Here is a 20,048-nt window from a genome sequence, read left to right as displayed (position 1 = left end):
CCATGACCTCACCGACCCGAGGGGACTATCCGCGTGACCTGATCGGCTATGGCCGCACGCCGCCCCAGGCCAACTGGCCCGGCAAGGCGCGCATCGCCGTGCAGTTCGTGCTCAACTACGAGGAGGGCGGCGAGAACTGCGTGCTGCATGGCGACGAGGGGTCCGAGCAGTTCCTCTCCGAGATCATCGGCGCACCCTCCTTCCCCGATCGGCACCTGAGCATGGAGTCGATCTACGAGTACGGCTCCCGCACGGGCGTGTGGCGGATCCTGCGCGAGTTCGAGCGTCGCGGCCTGCCGCTGACCGTGTTCGGCGTGGCCATGGCGCTGGAGCGCAACCCCGAGGTGGCCCATGCCTTCAAGGAGCTGGGTCACGAGATCGCCTGCCACGGCTATCGCTGGATCCACTACCAGAACGTCCCGGAAGAGCTCGAGCGCGAGCACATGCGCAAGGCGATCGAGATCTTCCAGTCGCTTTACGGCGAGAAGCCGCTGGGCTGGTACACCGGCCGCGACAGCCCCAACACGCGCCGGCTGGTGCTCGACGAGGGCAACTTCCTCTACGACAGTGACTACTACGGCGACGACCTGCCGTTCTGGACCCGCGAGGCGGACAGCCAGGGCCAGGAGCGTAGTCACCTGGTGGTGCCCTACACCCTGGACACCAACGATATGCGCTTCGCCGCCCCCCAGGGGTTCAACACCGCGGATCACTTCTTCACTTACCTGCGGGATGCCTTCGACGTGCTCTACGCGGAGGGTGAGGACACCCCGAAGATGCTCTCCGTGGGCATGCACTGTCGGCTGCTCGGCCGTCCCGGACGCTTCCGCGCCCTGCAGCGCTTCCTCGACCACATCGAGGCCCACGATCGTGTCTGGGTCACCCGCCGCGTGGACATCGCCCGCCACTGGGCCGATCACCACCCGGCGCCCTGATCCGGCGTCATCCCCGAGCCCGGGGCGGTGCGCCGTCCGCCCCGCCCTGCATTCTTCAGGAGCCGTCATGCTTGAACTCGAGGCCCAGCCCCTCACCCCGGAGGCCTTCGCGCCCTTCGGCGACGTGATCGATACCCGCACCTCCGACTACTTTCCCATCAACGCCGGCCGCACCCGGCGCTACCACGATCTGGCCCGGGTCGAGACCCTCGGCGAGCAGGCCCGCGCGCTGATCAGCATCTTCGTCAGCCAGCCGGTCGAGGTGCCCCTCGAGCTGCCGTTCCTCGAGCGCCATCCCCAGGGCAGCCAGGCCTTCGTGCCGATGCACGAGGAGCGCTTCATCGTGGTGGTGGCGCCGCCCGGCGAGGCCATCGAGCCGGGTGACGTGCGCGCCTTCGTCACCGACGGCCGCCAGGGCGTCAACTACCGCGCCGGCACCTGGCACGCCATCCAGTCGGTGCTCGAGCGCGAGGGCGAGTTCCTGGTGGTCGACCGCGGCGGCGAGGGCAACAACTGCGACGAGTACCCCATCGACATCCGCGTGACCCTGCCGCAAGGCGAGGCCGTCGCGCCGAGGCATAGCGAACAGGAGTCCACTTCATGAGTCAGCCGCGTCAGTCCTCTCACCAGTACTATGCCCCCCAGGGCGGCCACCCGAGCCAGAAGGTGATGACCACCGACCGTGCCATGTTCACCGAGGCCTTCGCGGTGATTCCCCGGGGCGTGTATCGCGACATCGTCACCAGCAAGCTGCCGCACTGGGAGAAGACCCGGCTGTGGGTGCTGTCGCGGCCGCTCTCCGGCTTCGCCGAGACCTTCTCCCAGTACATCATGGAGGTCTCGCCGAGTGGCGGCAGCGAGCGTCCCGAGACCGACGCCGGCGCCGAGGGCGTGCTGTTCGTGGTGGACGGCGAGATGACGCTGACCATCGAAGGCGAGAAGCACCGCATGGTGCCGGGCGGCTACGCCTTCCTGCCGCCCGGCAGCGACTGGCAGCTGCGCAACGAGGCCGACGCCCCGGTGCGCTTCCACTGGATCCGCAAGGCCTATGAATACGTCGACGGCATCGACGTGCCGGAGGCCTTCGTGGTCAACGAGAACGACATCCCGCCGACGGTGATGCCGGACTGCAACGAGGTGTGGGCGACCACCCGCTTCGTCGACCCGGACGACCTGCGCCACGACATGCACGTGACCATCGTCACCTTCCAGCCCGGCGGCGTGATCCCCTTCGACGAGACCCATGTCATGGAGCACGGCCTCTACGTGCTCGAGGGCAAGGCGGTCTACCACCTCAACCAGCAGTGGGTCGAGGTCGAGGCCGGCGACTACATGTGGCTGCGCGCCTTCTGCCCGCAGGCCTGCTACGCGGGCGGCCCGGGGCCCTTCCGCTACCTGCTCTACAAGGACGTCAACCGTCACATGGCGCTGCCCTACAGCCAGCGCCGCTGAGGCGACCCACGGCCCCGTCGAACGACGACACCCGCCGAGAGGCGGGTGTCGTCGTTGTAGGAGAGGGGGCGTCAGTCGCGATTGATCTGGGTGATCGACTCGCCGGTGTGCTGGACGTGGTCGATTAATAAGCGCCTCGCCCGCTCGCCGTCGCGAGCCTTCAGCGCCTCGAGAATGGCGCGGTGCTCGTCGGTGGACTCCTGCCAGCGACCGATGCGGTCCAGTGCCAGGTAACGGGCGCGCTCCAGGCGACCGAGCAGCCGCCGGTGCGTCTCCTCCAGCACCGGGTTCTTGGCGCCGGCCACCAGCAGCGCATGGATCCGCTGGTTGAGCGCGAAGTAGCCGTCGCGGTCGCCCTTCGCATGGAGCTTCTCGAGGCGCTCCTGCAGGGTCTCCAGCTGCTTGAGCTCGGTGTTGGTCATGCGCTGGGCGGCCAGGCTCACGGCCAGGCTCTCGATGCCGGCCTCGACCTCGAACAGGTGCTCGAGCTCGCGGGGGTCGATCAGCGTAACCACGGCGTTGCGGTTGCGTCGCGTGGCAATCAGGCCGTCGCTGGCCAGCATGCGCAGCGCCTCGCGCAGCGGCGTGCGGGAGATGCCCAGCTGCTCGCACAGCGCCGGCTCGGCGATGCGCTCGCCGGGGGCCAGCTCGCCGCGCACGATCATGCGCTGCAGTACCTCGTAGGCCTCCTGGGCCAGCGAGGTGGTCTGGATGCGGCGTCGGCTGGGCGGCGAGTCGGCGATATCGGATGCGGCATCGCTGTCCAGGGTCATGGGAAGGGTCTCCTTGGGTGGGCAGCAGCGGTGAGCCGGAAGATGCTCGTCGGGCGAATGGGCTCAGTATAGGGCGCGTCGCGGCGGGGCGGGAAGGCCGCCGGAGCTGTCCCGGCGGCCGGCTCGGTCTCCGCTCAGACCCGCGTGGCCGCCAGCGGCTGGCGACCGACCAGCCGCGAGAGCGCCTCGCCCAGACCCTGGCACTCCTTGCTGGGCGGCACGGCGAAGCTGCCCCCGCGGGGCGCGGTGGGGGCAAGGTCGACCATCGCCTGGGCCTGGTGCAGGGCGCAGGTCACCCCGTCCAGGGCCGGCACCGGCAGGCGATGCGCCACCGTGCGGGCGAGCCCCGCCAGCGGCGCGCCGGCCAGTATCAGCACGTCGGCGCCGTCGTCGGCCACCGCCCGCTCGGCCAGCGCCACCAGGCGATCGCCCTGGTCCTCCTGGACGCGGCCGATGCGCGCCAGTGGCTCGTCCAGGGCGCGGATGCTGGCCAGGCGGTCGGCGAAGCCGTAGTTGGCGATGGTCTCGCGGTACCAGGCCTGGATGCGCTGAGAGATGGCGATCACCGAGAAGCGGCTGCCCTGCTGGCAGGCGGTGACCAGGGCGGCCTCGGTCATGCCGACCACCGGGATGGGCAGGATCTCGCGCAACGCGGCAAGCCCGGGGTCGCCGAAGGCGGCGACCACCACGGCGTCGTGGTTGGCATGGGCCTCGGCGGCGACCTGCATGGCCGCATAGCCGCCGACCTGAGACTCGGCCCGGGTCTCGATGTAGGCCACGCCGAAGGGCGCGGTGGCCATGGTCAGCTCAGTGCCGGGGCGGGTGCTGCGCCGCGCCTCGGCCTCGATCAGGCGGGTCACGTCGGTGGAGATGTTGGGGTTGATGACCAGGAGTTTCATGGCGTGCTCTCGTGTGCGGGTGTCGATGCCGCGCTCTGGGCGCAGGGGCCCTCGCAACCCGCCTGTGAAGGCGGGCGGCGCGCGGGATTCTCGTTAGGGTCGGGTCGTGGTCAGTAGCCCAGGGTGCGGGGCAGCCAGGTGACGATGCCGGGGAAGGCGATGCAGGCGATCAGCACGGCGTACTGGAAGAGGATGAACGGCCAGGCGCTCTTCATCAGCTCGTTGAGGCTGAGGTTGGAGATGCCGCACATCACGAACAGCAGCACGCCCACCGGCGGCGTCATCATGCCGACCACCAGGTTCATCACGAACAGGAAGCCGAACAGCAGCGGGTCGACGCCGTAGGCCAGCGCGATGGGAGCCAGCAGCGGGACCAGCATGATATAGGCGGCGTTGGACTCGATGAACATGCCCACGCCGATCAGCAGCGCCATGACCAGCAGCAGGAACATCAGCGGGTCGTCGGTGAGCCCCTGGATCCAGTTGGTGAGCTGCATCGGGATCAGGTCGATGGTGAAGGCGAAGGTCATGGTCGAGGCGAAGGCGATCAGTGCGCCCACCATGGCGGCGGTCACCGCGGCGTTGAACATCGCCTTGGGCAGGTCGGAGAGGCGCAGCTGGCGAGTCACGAAGAAGCCGATCAGCAGCGCATAGACCACGGCGATGGCGGCCCCCTCGGTGGGGGTGAAGGCGCCGGCGACGATGCCGCCGACCACCACGATGGGCATCAGCAGAATCGGCAGGGCACGCCAGGTCTGCACCAGCACGTGGCGCAGTCCCACCACGCCGCCGACCAGCGGATAGCCGCGGCGCATCGACATGAAGCTGGCCAGGCCCATGAAGCCCAGTGCCAGGATCACGCCGGGGATCACGCCGGCCATGAAGAGCCCGCCCACCGAGACCGAGGAGCCGGCCATCAGGGCGTAGATGATCATGGCGTTACTGGGCGGGATGATGGCGCCCAGGTTGGCGGCCGAGGCCACCACGGCACTGCTGTAGCCGGTGTCGTACTGCTGGCGCATGGAGGGCACCAGCGAGCTGCCCAGGGCACTGGCGCTGGCCACCGCGGCGCCGCTGACCGCGGCCAGCACCATGCCGGCGACGATGGCGACGTGGGCCAGGCCGCCGTGGACGCGACCGATCAGCGAGTTGGCGAAGTCGACCAGGCGCTGCAGGATGCCGGCGGCGACCATCAGCTCGCCGGCCAGCATGAACAGAGGGATGGCCATCAGCGGGAAGCTGTTGACCGAGTGCATCATGCGCTGGGGCATCACCGAGAAGTCCATGCCGCCGACGTAGAGGCCGACCAGCGAGGCCAGGCCCAGGGCGAAGGCCAGCGGCATGCGCAGCAGGGCGAAGCCCAGGAAGGTGAAGATGATGGCGGGGGTCATGAGGCGCTCCCTCCTTGACGACCGGGCGGGGCGCTTTGCAGCGGTTCCAGCCGGCAGGCCTGGGCGATCAGGTGCAGGCAGCAGTGGACGGCACAGACCAGCACAGCGATGTAGAAGACGGCGGCGGTGATCGGCAGGGTCGGCATCATCTCCTGCCACTTGTCGGCCACCGCACCGACGCTGATCCAGGCGAGGACCGCCATCAGCGCGGCGCCGACCAGCGCCATCAGACGAGCCAGCTGCGCCTGGAGGGCCTTCGGCAGCAGGCACACCAGGGCGTCGATGCCGACGTGGATACCCACCTTGATGCCGTGGGGAATGGCCAGGAAGATCGCCCACACGAAGCACAGGCGCGACAGCTCATCGGCGGAGTCGATGGAGGTGCCGAGCACGTAGCGGGCGAACACCTGGGCCGAGACCAGCACGGTCATCAGGGTCATGGCCAGCAGGATGGCGAAGTAGGAGGTGCGATCCAGCAGCGCCAGGCCGTGCAGGAAATGGCGGGTGAACGGGCTGGAGGCATGCGCCTCCAGCCGGTGCCAGGCGGGTGTCATGACCCCAGCTCCTCGAGCACCCGGTCAACGATCTCCGCGCCGATCTTGTCGCGCAGGTCATCGACCACGCCCTGGCTCGCGTCACGCAGCGCGCTGCGGGTCTCGTCGCTGATCGGGGTGAACTCCATGCCCCGCTCGATCAGCGTCTCGCGGGCGGCCGTGTCCTCCTCGGCGGCGGTCTGGCGCTGCCAGGCCACGGCCTCGTCCATGGCGGCCTGCACGGCCTGTTGCTGCTCGTCGCTCAGCGACTCGAACTTGTCGCGGTTGGCGACCACCACGATGTAGTCATAGAAGTGGCCGGTGTCGGAGAGGTGACTCTGCACCTCGTCGAGGCGCTTGGTGCTGATGATGCTGTAGGGATTCTCCTGGCCGTCGAGCACGCCCTGCTGGAGGGCCCCGTAGACCTCGTTGATGTCCATGGAGACCGGGTTGGCGCCGATGGCCCGGAAGGTGTCCAGGTGGGTCTGGTTGGGCTGCAGGCGGATCTTGAGGTCCTGGAAATCCTCCACGGTCTCGAGGGGGTGGGCGTTGTTGGTGACGTGGCGGAAGCCGAGCTCCATGTAGCCCAGGGCCGTGAAGCCGGCCTCGGCGAGCTTCTCGTCGAGCAGCCCGCCGACCTCGCCGTCGATCAGCGCGAAGGCGTCCTCGCGGCTATCGAAGGCGAAGGGCAGGCTCAGCGCCTCGAGCTCGGGCACGGTGCGCGACAGGTAGGAGATGCCGATCCAGGTGCCCATGATGGCGCCCGAGTTCACCTGGTCGACGTTCTCGCCGGCGCCACCGAGCTGCATGTTGGGGAACAGCTGGGCGGTCAGGTCGCCGTCGGTACGCTCGGCGAGCTGCTCCTGGAAGATCTCCATGGCGCGGCTGCTGGAGTGATCGTCGGTGAAGTTGCCACCGAAGCGCAGGGTGTCGGCGCCGGCCATCAGCGGCGCGCCGAGGCCCAGGGCCAGTAGCAGGGGGGTGGTGTAACGAGCGGTGCGCGTTGTTGTTGTCATCCTAGGTTCCTTCGCGGCAATGGAGGGGAAGCGGGGCGGGCCGGAGCGCGCCGAAGACTCAGGGAAACCATAGGTCAGGGTTTATAAAAATTCAAAATACAGAATACGTTTTTTTTATTTATCAAATAAAATCAGTTTGTTATGTTTTTAAAAAAGGGCGATGGAAGCGGGCTTTTCACCAGGAGCAGCAGGCGAGGCCCCGGCGCAGTGATCCCTGGGGTGTCGTGACGAGGCGTCGGGAAGAACCAGGGGAGGACAGTAGGCGCAGGGGCGCGCCTCACCTCCGAGCGGAGACCCTACGGCACTCAGGGCGAACATCGGGAGGCGAGGGCGCGCAAGGCAGCGGCCGGCGGGTGCCGGCCGGGCTCAGCGCGCCGCCAGGCCCTCGAGCACTGCATCGCCCGTCTTGCGCATGTGGTCGCGCATGGCGTCGGCCAGGGCCTCGTCATCGCGGCGCTCCAGGGCCTCCAGGATGCACTCGTGCTCGCGGGCCGACTCGTCCCAGCGGCCGAGCTTCATGTTGGCCGCGTAGCGGGCGCGGGTGATCTTGAGGTTGAGCGCGGTCTCGAGCTCGAGCAGCACGCCGTTGCCCGAGATCTCGGCCAGCCGGCGATGGATCCGCTGGTTGAGGCGGAAATACTCGGGCCGCTCCTGGCGCCGGTAGTGATCCAGCATCTGCTGGTGCATCGCGCGCAGCTCGGCGATCTCGGCGTCGCTGGCGCGCCGCGCCAGCAGGTGCCCGGAGAGCGCCTCCAGCTCCACCATGACCTCGAACAGGTCGGCCACCTCCCGGGGATCCACCTCGGTCACCTTGGCGCCGCGATTGGGCAGCAGCTCCACGAGCCCCTCGTTGGCCAGCACCTTGAGGGCCTCGCGCAGCGGGGTGCGCGAGACCTCGAAGGACTCGCAGAGGCGCTTCTCGGAGATCCGGCTGCCCGGCATCAGCTCGCCTTCCAGCACCATTTCGCGAAGCTGCTCCGCCACCACCTCGTAGAGCGACAGGCGGCGCAGCGGCGCCGAGCCGGCGAGGGCCTCGGGGGCCTTCACATCTGCGGTGTCGTCCATGGTCATCTCCTGTTGGAAGGCGACGCGAACCCGCGTCGCCGGTTGCCGAAAAGTGTACTTGCAAAATCTGGATCTTGTGCGACTCTTTGCATACTGTATTTTGAATTCAAAATTCAGAGCACGCCAAAGGCCCGGTAACAGGCCCGAACAAGAAGGGTGAAAACAACGCCCGACAAGCCAGCCGACAAGAACAAGGATCCTGCCCATGCCACGCACCCTGATCGGGATGCTCACTCCCTCCTCCAATACCGTGCTGGAGCCCTATACCGCGGCCTTGCTTGGCGAGCTGATGCCCGAGGTGACCGCCCATTTTCAGCGCTTCACGGTCAAGGAGATTTCCCTGAGCGAGACGGCGCTGGCGCAGTTCGACCCGGCCCCGCTGCTCGAGGCCGCCGGCCTGCTCAACGACGCCCGCATGGACGTCATCGCCTGGAACGGCACCTCGGCGAGCTGGCTGGGCTTCGCGGCCGACCGCCGGCTGTGCGCCGCCATCACCGAGGTGACCGGCGCACCGGCGACCACCAGCGTGCTGGCGCTCAACGAGGCGCTCGAACGCACCGGCGTGGCCCGGCTCGGGCTGGTGACGCCCTACCTCGACGACATCCAGGCGGCGATCATCGACAACTACCGGGCCGAGGGCGTCGAGGTGGTCGCCGAGCGCCACCTCAACGACCGCGGCAACTTCTCCTTCTCCGAGGTCGATGAGGCGACCCTGGCCCAGATGGTGCGCGAGGTGGCCAAGGCGAAGCCGAAGCCCCAGGCCATCACCATCCTCTGCACCAACCTGCGCGGCGCCGGCATCGTGCCGGCGCTGGAACGCGAACTCGGCATTCCCATCTACGACTCGGTCAGCGTCACGGTGTGGAAGGCCCTGGCCCTGGCCGGGATCGATCCCGCCCGCATCACCGGCTGGGGAGGGCTGTTCCAGGACTCGCGTCTGCGGGCGTGAGCCGGGCAACGCTCCCCGACCTCCACGGCAAGACCACCACCAACAATCCCAATCACGAGGTGACCCGATGCCAACCATGACCCCCAAACAGATCGCGCTGGGCGGTACGCTGGCCACCGGCCTGCTGCTCGGCGGCCTGGCCCAGGCCGAGACCATGCTGCGCACCGTCGGCAACTTCTCCGGCAACAAGCTGCACGTCGAGGAGGTCGAACGGCCGTTCTTCAACGAGCTCGATGCCCGGGACGACCTGGCGGTCGTCTACAACCCCATGGACGCCATCGGCGTCGAGGCGGCCGACGCCCTGCGCCTGATCCGCTCCGGTGCCTTCGATGTGATGTCGGTGCAGATCGGCATGGCCTCCCGGGACGAGCCCTTCTTCGAGGGCATCGACCTGGCCGGCGTGTCGCCGAGCCTCGATGCCCAGCGCGAGGCGGTGGATGCGGTGCGCGAGGCGTTCGATGCGCGCCTGCAGGAGCGCTTCAATGCCAAGCTGATGACGCTCTGGCCCTTCGGCCCGCAGATGATGTTCTGCAACGGCGACATCGACGGCGTCCAGGACCTCGCCGGCAAGAAGGTGCGCGTCTTCACCCCCTCCATGTCGCGCCTGGTGGAAGGCCTCGGCGCCACCCCGGTGACCCTGCAGTTCAGCGAGGTCTACCTGGCGCTGCAGCGCGGCGTGGCCGACTGCGGCGTGACCGCGCCCTCCGCCGGTAACAACGGCAAGTGGCCGGAGGTCACCGACACCTTCGTGCCGCTGCCGCTGGCCTACTCGGTGCAGGGCCACTTCATGAACCTCGACACCTGGAACGGTTTCAGCGAGGCCCAGCAGCAGGAGTTGACCGAGGCCTTCGCCCGCCTGGAAGCACAGATGTGGGGGCTGGCCTCCGAGGTCAACGACGACGCCATCGCCTGCAACACCGGTCAGGAGAGCTGCACCAACCACGAGGCCTACGACATGGAGCTGGTGGAGATCGACCCGAGCTCCCGCGAGCTCGTCGAGCAGATCACCAGCGAGGCGGTGTTGCCGGTGTGGGCCGAGACCTGCAGTCAGCAGTACGACGACTGCGCCGCGGTCTGGAATCGCACCGTGGGCGAGGCCTCCGGCCTGAGCATCCAGTAAGCGTCGTCAACCCGCGCCCCGGCCGCGGCCGGGGCGCCCCTGGAGGTGCCCGATGCTACCCCGGAATCCCTACTGGCTCGCCCGCAGCCTGGCCCACGGCGCCGCCGTGGCCGCCGGCTACGCCGCGCTGGGCCTGTCGCTGCTGATCACCTTCGAGGTGATTGCGCGCAAGCTGTTCAACTTCTCCCTGCAGGGCGTCGACGAGATCGGCGGCTATGTGCTGGCGATCGGCGTCTCGTTCAGCTTCGCCTACGCCCTGCTGCACCGCGCCCACACCCGGGTCGACGTGCTGATGGCGCGGCTGCCGGCCGTGCTGCAGGCGCCGCTCAACGCCGCGGCGATGCTGATGCTCGCCGCCTTCTCGCTGTTCATGCTGTGGCGGGCGATCGAGACCCTCCACGAGACCCTGGAGTTCGGCAGCCTGGCCAGCACGCCGCTGCAGACCCCGCTGTGGATTCCCCAGAGCCTGTGGGTGATCGGCCTGGGGGTCTTCGCCCTGCTCACCAGCCTGCTGGCGCTGCACGCCCTGGCGCAACTGGTCACCGGCCGCGTGAGGGCGCTCAACCGGGACTATGGTCCGCGCAGCGCCCAGGATGAGCTGGATGAGGCCCAGCAGGACTACGGCGGCAGCGTCTCCCCGACCGCTCGCACCGCCACCACCGCCACCCAGGGAGGTGATGCGACATGATCGGCGCACTCGAGGTCCTGATCGGCTTTGGCATCATGCTGGGCATGATGGCGGCCGGCATCCACGTGGCGGTGGCGATCTTCTCGGTCGCCGCCCTGGGCACCCTGATGTACCTGGGCACGCCGCTGCTCTACTCCTTCGGCGACACCCTGTGGGGCACGCTCAACGACTTCATCCTCACCGCCATCCCGCTGTTTATCCTGTTGGGGGAATTACTCCTCCGTAGTGGCATTACCGAGCGGATGTACAGCGCCCTGTCGGTGTGGCTCAACCGCATGCCCGGAGGGCTCCTGCACACCAACATCGGCGCCTCCTCGGTGTTCGCCGCCATGTCCGGCTCGTCGGTGGCCACCGCCGCCACCATCGGCACCGTGGCGCTGCCGGCCTTCGCCGAGCGCGGCTACAGCGAGCGCCTGGCGCTGGGTACCCTGGCCGCCGGGGCGACGCTGGGCATCCTGATCCCGCCCAGCATCAACATGATCATCTACGGCGCGATCACCAACACCTCCATCGGCAAGCTGTTCATCGCCGGCATCCTGCCGGGGCTGGCGCTGGCCGGGGCCTTCATGCTGGCGATCATGGCCTTCAGCCTGCTGCGCCCCGAGGTCGCCGGCGAGCGCGAGCCGCGGGTGCCGCTGCGCGCGCGCCTGGCCTCGCTGGTGGACCTGCTGCCGCCGGCCTTCGTCTTCGCCATCGTCATCGGCAGCATCTACAGCGGCTGGGCCACGCCCACCGAGGCCGCGGCGCTCGGCGTGGTGGCCGCACTGCTGCTGGCCGCGATCAACCGCAAGCTGACGCTCAGCATGCTCCACGAGTGCTTCCTGTCGATGGCGAGAACCACGGCGATGATCATGCTGATCATCGTGGCGGCCTTCTTCCTCAACTACATCGTCGGCATCCTCGGCATCCCCCACACCCTGACCCAGTGGGTCGCCGACCTGGGGCTCTCGCCGCTGGGACTGATCCTCGCCCTGGTGGTCTTCTACCTGGTGCTGGGCTGCTTCCTCGAGACGCTGTCGATGATGATCGCCACCGTGCCCATCGTGGTGCCGATGGTGGTGCAGTTCGGCTTCGACCCGGTGTGGTTCGGCATCTTCCTGGTGATCATGATGGAGATCTCGCTGATCACCCCGCCCATCGGCATGAACCTCTACGTGGTGCAGGGCGTGCGCGGCCGCGGCTCGATCTCCGACGTGATGCTCGGCAGCCTGCCGTTCCTCGCCATCATGCTGGCCTTCGTGGCGCTGATCATCATCTGGCCGGGCCTGGTGCTATGGCTGCCCGAGGCCATGGGCTAGGCCCCTGACGTCATTTCATGGCCGGCGCCCCGCCGGCCCATTCCGACACTTCAGACGAGGCACGCGACATGTCACGCTTCGACACCATCATCAAGAACGGCCAGCTGATCACCGCGGCCGACCGCTACACGGCCGACATCGGCATCAAGGGCGGGCGCATCGTCGCCCTGGGCCAGGCGCTGGGCGAGGCGCTGGGCGAGGCCGACGAGGTCATCGACGCCCAGGGGCTCTGGGTGATGCCCGGCGGCATCGACGCCCACTGCCACCTCGACCAGCCGCTCGGCGACGGCGCGGTGATGGCCGACGATTTCCTGACCGGCACCCGCTCGGCGGCGGCGGGAGGCACCACCACGGTGATCCCCTTCGCCGCCCAGCAGAAGGGTCAGAGCCTGCGCGCCGCCGTGGAGGACTATCACCGGCGCAGCGACGGCAAGGCCTTCATCGACTATGCCTTCCACATGATCGTCACCGACCCCACCGAGACGGTGCTCAAGGAGGAGCTGCCGGCGCTGATCAACGAGGGCTACAGCTCCTTCAAGATCTACCTGACCTACGACGACCTGAAGCTCAACGATCGCGAGGTGCTCAACGTGCTGGCCATGGCCCGACGCGAGGGTGGCATGGTCATGGTCCACGCCGAGAACGCCGACTGCATCGCCTACCTGACCGAGCTGCTCGAGGCCCAGGGCCAGACCTCACCCTACTACCATGGCGTGGCGCACTCGGCGATCGCCGAGCGCGAGGCGACCCACCGCGCCATCTCGCTGGCCGAGCTGATCGATGTGCCGCTGCTGATCGTGCACGTCTCCGGCCCCGAGGCGATCGAGCAGATCCGCTGGGCCCAGGGGCGCGGGCTGCGCGTCTACGGCGAGACCTGCCCCCAGTACCTGATGCTGACGGCCTCCGACCTGGACAAGGAGGGCTTCGAGGGCGCCAAGTGCGTGTGCAGCCCGCCGCCCCGCGACAAGGCGGCCCAGGAGGCGGTGTGGCAGGCTCTGGAGAGCGGCGTCTTCCAGGTGTTCTCCTCGGACCACGCCCCCTTCCGCTTCGACGACCCCCAGGGCAAGAAGCTGCACGGCGAATCGGCCAGCTTCGAGCACATTCCCAACGGCATCCCGGGGCTCGAGACGCGGCTGTCGATCCTGTTCTCCGAGGGGGTGGTCAAGGAGCGCATCGACCCGACGCGCTTCGTGGCGCTGACCGCGACCAACCCGGCCAAGATCTATGGCCTCTATCCGCAGAAGGGCACCATCGCCATCGGCAGCGACGCCGACCTGACGCTGTGGGATCCCGCCGCCCGCACCACCATCCGCAACGCCGACCTGCACCATGCCGTCGACTACACCCCCTACGAGGGCGTGGAACTCACCGGCAAACCGGTGCTGACGCTGTGCCGTGGCCAGGCGGTGTCCCGGGACGGTGCCTTCACCGCGCCGGCCGGCCATGGGCGCTTCCTGACCTGCGACAAGCCCACGCCCGCTCGGCCGCGCGGCCAGGCGAAGGGGTTCTGAGGATGGCCCAGCAAGAGCGAACCGACGACCGGATCGACCGCGCCGCCCAGCGCCTGCTGGAGGCTTATCCCCCCGCGGCGATGATCCCGGTGCCGACGGACCTGGTCCTCGAGGATGAGCGCGAGGCCTATGCCGTCCAGGCGCGGGTCTCCGCCGCGCTGGGCACGCCCCGCGGCTGGAAGCTCGGCGGCATCGTGGCGGGCGAGACGCCGCGCTACTCGCGGCTGCTCGCCGAGTGGAGCCAGGCCTCGCCGGGGAACTTCACCCGCGACGCCTTCCATCGCGTCTTCCTGGAACCGGAGCTCGCGGTGGTGATGGGCGAGGCCTTGCCGTTCCGGGAGGCGCCCTATCGTCTCGACGAGGTCGCGGCCAGGGTCGAGAGCCTCCACGCGGCGATCGAACTGGTCGACAGCCGCTTCGTCGAGTGGCCGGCGGTGCCGGCGCTCTGGCAGCTGGCCGACGGGCTCAGCCACGGTGCCTTCGTGCTGGGCGAGGCCGCGCCGGCGGGAGATCTCGGTCAGATGCGCGACGCGGCCTATCGCCTCGAGCTGGACGGCGAGCCGGTGCTCGATGGCCAGGGCGGTCATCCGGGGGGCGACCCGGCGCGGTTGCTGGTGGAGATGATCAACGACCACATGGCGGCCACGGGGCAGGGCATCGCGGCCGGCGAGGTGATCACCACCGGCACCTTCAACGGCGTGGTGGAGATGCGCGCCGGCCAGCGGGCCCGGCTCGCCTTCGCCGGCATCGGCGAGGCCATGCTGGCGCTCGACTAGCCGGCGCTCGATTCGACCCTCTCTCCCTTCGCCCGACGCAACGCACCGCGGCGCCCTGGGGCGCCGTGGTGCCTTGTGCCCTCTTCATCACCGCTTCACCTCCTCTCTCTGTGTCTCACCCTCGTGACGGGCCCTGTCGCGAGCCGCCTGTCAGGATTGCATACACTTATTCGCTCCGACGTCGCCCGTTCTGGGGGCGCCTCGCTCGCCCGTTCGGCGGTAGGGTGAGTTTTCGATAAATTTTTCCATCTATATAAGATTCTGATATTAAATAATATTTTTTGGCCTAAAAATATATTGGAAATAATTTCCAGGAAATCTTGACGAGTCCCGTGGACGGCGCCTAGTCTCTGTATACAGAAATATTTTCCAAAGAATAAAACCCGCCACTGGAGGAACCGCCATGGCTCGCATGACCGCCGCGGAAGCTGCCGTTCACGTGCTGCGCAAGGAGGGCGTCGATGTCGCCTTCGGCTTGCCCGGCGCCGCCATCAACCCCTTCTACGCCGCGATGCGCAAGGTCGGGGGCGTCGACCACGTGCTGGCGCGCCATGTCGAGGGGGCCTCGCACATGGCCGAGGGCTACACCCGCACCCAGCCGGGCAACATCGGCGTGTGCATCGGTACCTCCGGCCCGGCCGGCACCGACATGATCACCGGGCTGTACTCCGCCTCGGCGGACTCCATCCCGATCCTCTGCATCACCGGCCAGGCGCCGACCGGCAAGCTGCACAAGGAGGACTTCCAGGCAGTCGACATCCAGGCGATCGCCGGCCCGGTCACCAAGTGGGCCATCACCGTGCTGGAGGCGGCCCAGGTGCCGCGCGCCTTCCAGCAGGCCTTCCACCTGATGCGCAGCGCGCGTCCGGGCCCGGTGTTGCTCGACCTGCCCATCGACGTGCAGATGACCGAGATCGAATTCGATCCGGACACCTACGAGCCGCTGCCGGTCTACAAGCCGGCCGCCAGCCGCGCCCAGGTGGAGAAGGCGCTGGGCATGCTCAACGAGGCCGACAAGCCGCTGCTGGTGGCCGGAGGCGGCATCATCAACGCCGATGCTGGCGACCTGCTCACCGAGTTCGCCGAGCTGACCGGGGTGCCGGTGATCCCGACCCTGATGGGCTGGGGCACCATTCCCGACGATCACCGCCTGATGGCGGGCATGGTCGGTCTGCAGACCTCGCACCGCTACGGCAACGCGACCATGCTCGAGTCCGACTTCGTGATGGGCATCGGCAACCGCTGGGCCAACCGCCACACCGGCACGCTCGAGACCTACACCAAGGATCGCAAGTTCGTTCACGTGGATATCGAGCCGACCCAGATCGGGCGCATCTTCGGCCCCGACTATGGCATCGTCTCCGATGCCAAGGCGGCGCTCGAGCTGTTCATCGAGGTGGCCCGCGAGTGGCAGGCCGAAGGCAAGCTCAAGGATCGCCGCGCCTGGGCCGAGGAGTGCCAGGAGCGCAAGCGCATCCTGCTGCGCAAGACCCACTTCGACGACGTGCCGGTCAAGCCGCAGCGCGTCTACGAGGAGATGAACAAGGCGTTCGGCAAGAACACCCGCTACGTCAGCACCATCGGGCTCTCGCAGATCGCCGGCGCGCAGTTCCTGCACGTCTACAAGCCGCGCCACTGGATCAACTGTGGCCAGGCGGGTCCGCTGGGCTGGACCATTCCGGCCGCCCTGGGCGTGCGTCGCGCCGATCCGGACACCGATATCGTCGCGCTCTCCGGCGACTATGATTTCCAGTTCATGATCGAGGAGCTGGCGGTCGGGGCGCAGTTCAACCTGCCCTACCTCCACGTGGTGGTGAACAACTCCTACCTGGGGCTGATCCGCCAGGCCCAGCGCGGCTTCGAGATGGACTACCAGGTGCAGCTCGCCTTCGAGAACATCAACTGCCCGGAGATCAACGGCTACGGCGTCGATCACGTCTCCGTGGTCGAGGGGCTGGGCTGCAAGGCGATCCGCGTCACCGAGCCCGACCAGATCGCGCCGGCCTTCGCCGAGGCCCGCGAGCTGATGAAGCAGTATCGTGTGCCGGTGGTGGTCGAGGTCATCCTCGAGAAGGTGACCAACATCGCCATGGGCACCGACCTGGGCGGCATCAACGAGTTCGAGGCGCTGGCCGAGAACGTCGCCGATGCCCCGAGCTCCATCGCCGCCCTTCGCTGAGGGGCAGCAGGCTCGCCGCCGGTGGGGACCGGCGGCGAGCCCCCGAGACGACGACTGAAACACACGAAAAGAGACAGGGAGATGCACATGGCCAAGTTTGCCGCCAATCTCAGCATGCTGTTCACCGAGGTCGACTTCCTCGACCGTTTCGAGGCCGCCGCCAAGGCCGGCTTCAAGGGCGTGGAGTACCTCTTCCCGTACGATGTCGAGGCCGCCGAGATCAGAAAGCGCCTCGACGACAACGGCCTGACCCAGGTGCTGTTCAACCTGCCGGCCGGCGACTGGGGCGCGGGTGAGCGCGGCATCGCCTGCCATCCGGACCGCGTCGAGGAGTTCCGCTCAGGCGTCGATCGCGCGATCGCCTACGCCAAGGTGCTGGGCAATACTCAGGTCAACTGCCTGGCCGGCATCAAGCCAGAGGGCGTCAGCGACGATCAGGCGCGCCAGACGCTGGTCGAGAACCTGCGCTTCGCCGCCGAGAAGCTCGCGGCCGAGGGCATCCTGCTGATCGCCGAGCCGATCAACACCCGCGACATCCCGGGCTTCTTCCTCAATCGCACCGCCCAGGCCCTGGCGCTGTTCGACGAGGTGGGCTCGAACAACCTGAAGCTGCAGTACGACATCTACCACATGCAGATCATGGAAGGGGATCTGGCCCCAACCATCGAGGCGAACCTCGCGCGCATCGCCCACGTGCAGCTGGCCGACAACCCCGGCCGCCACGAGCCGGGCACCGGCGAGATCAACTATCCCTTCCTGTTCGCGCACCTCGATCGCCTCGGCTATGACGGCTGGATCGGCTGCGAGTACAAGCCCAAGGCGGGTACCCAGGAAGGCCTGGGCTGGCTGGACGGCGTTCGCTGATCCGGACTCCGACATTTCACGACACGCATCTAGGTGACAGGAGAGATATCATGAGCAAGATCGGTTTTATTGGACTGGGCATCATGGGTCGTCCCATGGCGGGCCACCTGCTGGACGCCGGCCACGAACTGACCACCGTCAAGCGCGGTACCCTGGACGAGACGTTGGCCTCCAAGGGCATGCAGGCGCTGGCCGACCCCAAGGCAGTCGCTGAGGCCTCCGAGGTGATCATTACCATGGTCCCGGACACCCCCGACGTCGAAGAGGTGCTGTTCGGCGAGGGCGGCGTGATCGAGGGCCTCAAGCCCGGCACCCTGGTGATCGACATGAGCTCCATCGCGCCGATCCCCACCCAGGCATTCGCCAAGCGCATCCAGGACGCCGGCGGCGAGTACGTCGACGCCCCGGTCTCCGGCGGCGAGGGCGGCGCCATCAATGCCGCCCTGACCATCATGGTCGGTGCCACCCCGGAAGGCTTCGAGCGCGCCCAGCCGCTGCTCGAGATCATGGGCAAGACCATCACCCACATCGGTGGACACGGTGCCGGCCAGACCTGCAAGGTGGCCAACCAGATCGTCGTCGCCCTGACCATCGAGGCGGTCTCCGAGGGGCTGCTGTTCGCCTCCAAGGCCGGCGCCGACGTGGCCAAGGTCCGCGAGTCGCTGCTCGGTGGCCTCGCCCAGTCGAAGATCCTCGACGTACACGGCGAGCGCATGATCAACCGTACCTTCGATCCGGGCTTCAAGGTCAAGCTGCACCAGAAGGACCTCAACCTGGCGCTGGAAGGCGCGCGCACCCTCAACCTCTCGCTGCCCGGTACCGCCAACGCCCAGCAGCTGTTCCAGGCCTGTGCCGCCCACGGCGGTGCCGACTGGGATCACGCCGGCATGGTTCGGGCCCTGGAGTCTCTGGCCAACCACGAGATCGGCCAGGACTGAGTGACGACGCGTTCATCGACAGGTCGTGAACTCTGCCCGTCGGCCGTCATTGTGGGCCGGCGGGTGACAGGGAGGTGACTGCTCCCTGACGGCAGGCGTCGGGTCGTCGCCTGCCGGATCGCCGCTGGCGATCGTTGCCCGGTGGTGGGTTCCCCCTGAAGTACCCTCCCGTCACCGGGCCTTTTTCGTGAAGGAGACTCCCATGAACACACTCAGCCCCCAGGTCTCTCACGGCGCGCTCGCGGCGCCGAGCGACTGGCTTCGACAGCTGGCCAACACCGCGATCGCGGCCGTGCACCCCGATACCCTGCTGCCTGACCGGCTCCCCGAGCCGCCCCGCGGGCGCACCGTGGTGGTCGGCGCGGGCAAGGCCGCCGCCGCCATGGCCGCGGCCCTGGAGCGCAGCTGGCAGGCCCATCAGCCCGAGGCGCCCCTCGAGGGCCTGGTGGTGACCCGCTATGGCCATGGTCTACAAGGGAAGGGCCCCCAGGGGACGGAGAGCGAGTGCCGGCGCATCGAGGTCCTCGAGGCGTCGCACCCGATGCCCGACGACCTGAGCGAGCGAGCGGCACGCCGCATGCTCGAGGCCGTGCAGGACCTGGGGGAGGACGACCTGGTGATCGCGCTGGTCTCCGGCGGCGGCTCGTCGCTGATGACCCTGCCGGCACCGGGCGTGAGCCTGGCCGAGAAGCAGGCGATCAACAAGGCGCTGCTGAGAAGCGGCGCGCCGATTCGCGAGATCAACACCGTGCGCCGCCACCTCTCCGCCATCAAGGGTGGCCGCCTGGCGGCCGCCGCGCACCCGGCCCGGGTGCTGACCTGGCTGATCTCTGACGTGCCCGGCGACGAGGCCTCGCTGATCGCCTCCGGGCCGACCCTGTCCGACGCGAGCCGCCCGGCCGAGGCCCTGGCGATCCTCGAGCGCCACGCCATCGAGATCTCCGCCGGCGTGCGCCAGTGCCTGACGGGGCAGGCCACGCCACCCCGGCCCGATGATCCCGGCTTCGCCCGGGACGACAGCGAGATCCTCGCCCGGGCCCGAGACGCCCTGGCGGCCGGGCAGGCCGCCGCCGAGCACGACGGCATCGAGGTTCGCCTGCTCGGCGACGACCTGGAAGGGGAGGCGCGCGCGCTGGGCCACGCCCAGGGCCGCATGGCGCTCTCTGCCCAGGACGGCCTGGAGCGGCCGCTGCTGATCCTCTCCGGCGGCGAGACCAGCGTGACCGTCGAGGGTGATGGCCGCGGCGGGCGCAACGTCGAGTACCTGCTGGGCCTGTTCGCGACCCTCAAGGGCGCCCCCGGCATCTACGCCGTGGCCGTGGATACCGACGGCATCGACGGCTCCGAGGACAACGCTGGTGCGCACTGCTCCCCCGAGGACTGGGGGCGGGCGCAGGCGGCGGGGCTCGATCCCGACGACTACTTGTCACGCAATGACGCGTATACTTTCTTCGAGGCCCTGGACGACCTGATCGTCACCGGGCCGACGCGCACTAATGTCAACGATTTTCGTGCCATCCTGGTACTGCCGAGGACCTCATGACGCTGCCGACCCACGCCCCGACTCACGCCCCCATCCGCCGTACCAAGATCGTCGCCACCCTGGGTCCCGCCAGCGACCGGGAGGGCGTGCTGGAAGAGATGCTGTCCGCCGGCGTCGA

The 20,048-nt window shown here is 68.3% G+C and carries 20 protein-coding genes; 14 read left to right on the top strand and 6 right to left on the bottom strand.

From position 1 onward, the window contains the following. The first annotated feature begins 2 nt into the window (after nt 1-2). The 3 genes from puuE to FEI13_RS13605 all read left to right on the top strand — a co-directional run bounded on the left by puuE (nt 3) and on the right by FEI13_RS13605 (nt 2,387). Nucleotides 3-935, top strand: coding sequence for an allantoinase PuuE (gene puuE / locus FEI13_RS13615; protein WP_138182066.1), 933 nt, complete (start codon nt 3-5; stop codon nt 933-935). Between the two features lie 67 nt (nt 936-1,002). After that, nucleotides 1,003-1,539: an ureidoglycolate lyase gene (locus tag FEI13_RS13610; RefSeq protein ID WP_138182065.1), complete on the top strand. Its 537-nt coding sequence runs from the start codon at nt 1,003-1,005 to the stop codon at nt 1,537-1,539. Then, nucleotides 1,536-2,387, top strand: coding sequence for a bifunctional allantoicase/(S)-ureidoglycine aminohydrolase (locus FEI13_RS13605; RefSeq protein ID WP_138182064.1), 852 nt, complete (start codon nt 1,536-1,538; stop codon nt 2,385-2,387). The genes FEI13_RS13610 and FEI13_RS13605 overlap by 4 nt, the downstream gene beginning before the upstream one ends. Before the next feature lie 71 nt (nt 2,388-2,458). On the opposite strand, the gene FEI13_RS13600 is transcribed toward FEI13_RS13605, so the two are convergent. From FEI13_RS13600 to FEI13_RS13575, 6 genes are all read right to left on the bottom strand, one after another. Further along, nucleotides 2,459-3,160 (bottom strand): GntR family transcriptional regulator, encoded by a 702-nt coding sequence (locus FEI13_RS13600; protein WP_138182063.1) that lies wholly within the window; start codon nt 3,158-3,160, stop codon nt 2,459-2,461. Between the two features lie 134 nt (nt 3,161-3,294). Then, on the bottom strand, nt 3,295-4,059 hold the full coding sequence (locus FEI13_RS13595; RefSeq protein WP_138182062.1) for an aspartate/glutamate racemase family protein: 765 nt from the start codon (nt 4,057-4,059) through the stop codon (nt 3,295-3,297). 110 nt (nt 4,060-4,169) lie between these two features. After that, nucleotides 4,170-5,450, bottom strand: a complete 1,281-nt coding sequence (locus tag FEI13_RS13590) for a TRAP transporter large permease (RefSeq protein WP_138182061.1) — start codon at nt 5,448-5,450, stop codon at nt 4,170-4,172. Beyond that, entirely contained in the window at nt 5,447-6,004 is a 558-nt protein-coding gene (locus FEI13_RS13585; protein WP_138182060.1) for a TRAP transporter small permease, read from the bottom strand. Before FEI13_RS13585 ends, FEI13_RS13590 begins: the two co-directional genes overlap by 4 nt. Further along, nucleotides 6,001-6,999 (bottom strand): TRAP transporter substrate-binding protein, encoded by a 999-nt coding sequence (locus FEI13_RS13580; protein ID WP_138182059.1) that lies wholly within the window; start codon nt 6,997-6,999, stop codon nt 6,001-6,003. Before FEI13_RS13580 ends, FEI13_RS13585 begins: the two co-directional genes overlap by 4 nt. 366 nt (nt 7,000-7,365) lie before the next feature. After that, a complete protein-coding gene (locus FEI13_RS13575) occupies nt 7,366-8,064 on the bottom strand; it encodes a GntR family transcriptional regulator (RefSeq protein ID WP_158294549.1) in 699 nt (232 codons plus the stop codon). 205 nt (nt 8,065-8,269) lie between these two features. On the opposite strand from FEI13_RS13575, the gene FEI13_RS13570 reads away from it, so the two are divergent. The 11 genes from FEI13_RS13570 to FEI13_RS19520 form a co-directional block, all read left to right on the top strand. Continuing rightward, a complete protein-coding gene (locus FEI13_RS13570) occupies nt 8,270-9,013 on the top strand; it encodes a maleate cis-trans isomerase family protein (RefSeq protein ID WP_138182057.1) in 744 nt (247 codons plus the stop codon). A gap of 76 nt (nt 9,014-9,089) precedes the next feature. Next, a complete protein-coding gene (locus FEI13_RS13565) occupies nt 9,090-10,133 on the top strand; it encodes a TRAP transporter substrate-binding protein (protein WP_166462137.1) in 1,044 nt (347 codons plus the stop codon). Between the two features lie 52 nt (nt 10,134-10,185). Further along, a complete protein-coding gene (locus FEI13_RS13560) occupies nt 10,186-10,821 on the top strand; it encodes a TRAP transporter small permease subunit (protein ID WP_138182056.1) in 636 nt (211 codons plus the stop codon). Further along, entirely contained in the window at nt 10,818-12,119 is a 1,302-nt protein-coding gene (locus FEI13_RS13555; RefSeq protein ID WP_138182055.1) for a TRAP transporter large permease, read from the top strand. The genes FEI13_RS13560 and FEI13_RS13555 overlap by 4 nt, the downstream gene beginning before the upstream one ends. A 68-nt stretch (nt 12,120-12,187) precedes the next feature. Continuing rightward, nucleotides 12,188-13,630, top strand: a complete 1,443-nt coding sequence (hydA, locus tag FEI13_RS13550) for a dihydropyrimidinase (RefSeq protein ID WP_138182054.1) — start codon at nt 12,188-12,190, stop codon at nt 13,628-13,630. A gap of 2 nt (nt 13,631-13,632) precedes the next feature. After that, nucleotides 13,633-14,406, top strand: coding sequence for a 2-keto-4-pentenoate hydratase (locus FEI13_RS13545; RefSeq protein WP_138182053.1), 774 nt, complete (start codon nt 13,633-13,635; stop codon nt 14,404-14,406). Between the two features lie 403 nt (nt 14,407-14,809). Then, nucleotides 14,810-16,585 carry a glyoxylate carboligase gene (gene gcl / locus FEI13_RS13540; RefSeq protein WP_138182052.1) on the top strand — a complete coding sequence of 592 codons (1,776 nt, stop codon included), beginning with the start codon at nt 14,810-14,812 and terminating at the stop codon, nt 16,583-16,585. Nucleotides 16,586-16,672: 87 nt separating this feature from the next. After that, nucleotides 16,673-17,449 carry a hydroxypyruvate isomerase gene (hyi, locus tag FEI13_RS13535; protein WP_138182051.1) on the top strand — a complete coding sequence of 259 codons (777 nt, stop codon included), beginning with the start codon at nt 16,673-16,675 and terminating at the stop codon, nt 17,447-17,449. Between the two features lie 50 nt (nt 17,450-17,499). Next, nucleotides 17,500-18,387 carry a 2-hydroxy-3-oxopropionate reductase gene (locus FEI13_RS13530; RefSeq protein WP_138182050.1) on the top strand — a complete coding sequence of 296 codons (888 nt, stop codon included), beginning with the start codon at nt 17,500-17,502 and terminating at the stop codon, nt 18,385-18,387. Nucleotides 18,388-18,589: 202 nt separating this feature from the next. Continuing rightward, entirely contained in the window at nt 18,590-19,930 is a 1,341-nt protein-coding gene (locus FEI13_RS13525; protein ID WP_138182049.1) for a glycerate kinase type-2 family protein, read from the top strand. Then, nucleotides 19,927-20,048: pyruvate kinase (locus FEI13_RS19520; RefSeq protein ID WP_240036532.1), on the top strand; the 122-nt coding region annotated here is incomplete at its 3' end. The genes FEI13_RS13525 and FEI13_RS19520, both read left to right, overlap by 4 nt.

Origin of the sequence: Halomonas urmiana (assembly GCF_005780185.1) — a bacterium.
Lineage (GTDB): Bacteria > Pseudomonadota > Gammaproteobacteria > Pseudomonadales > Halomonadaceae > Halomonas > Halomonas urmiana.
This window is presented reverse-complemented; position numbering and strand designations above follow the sequence as displayed.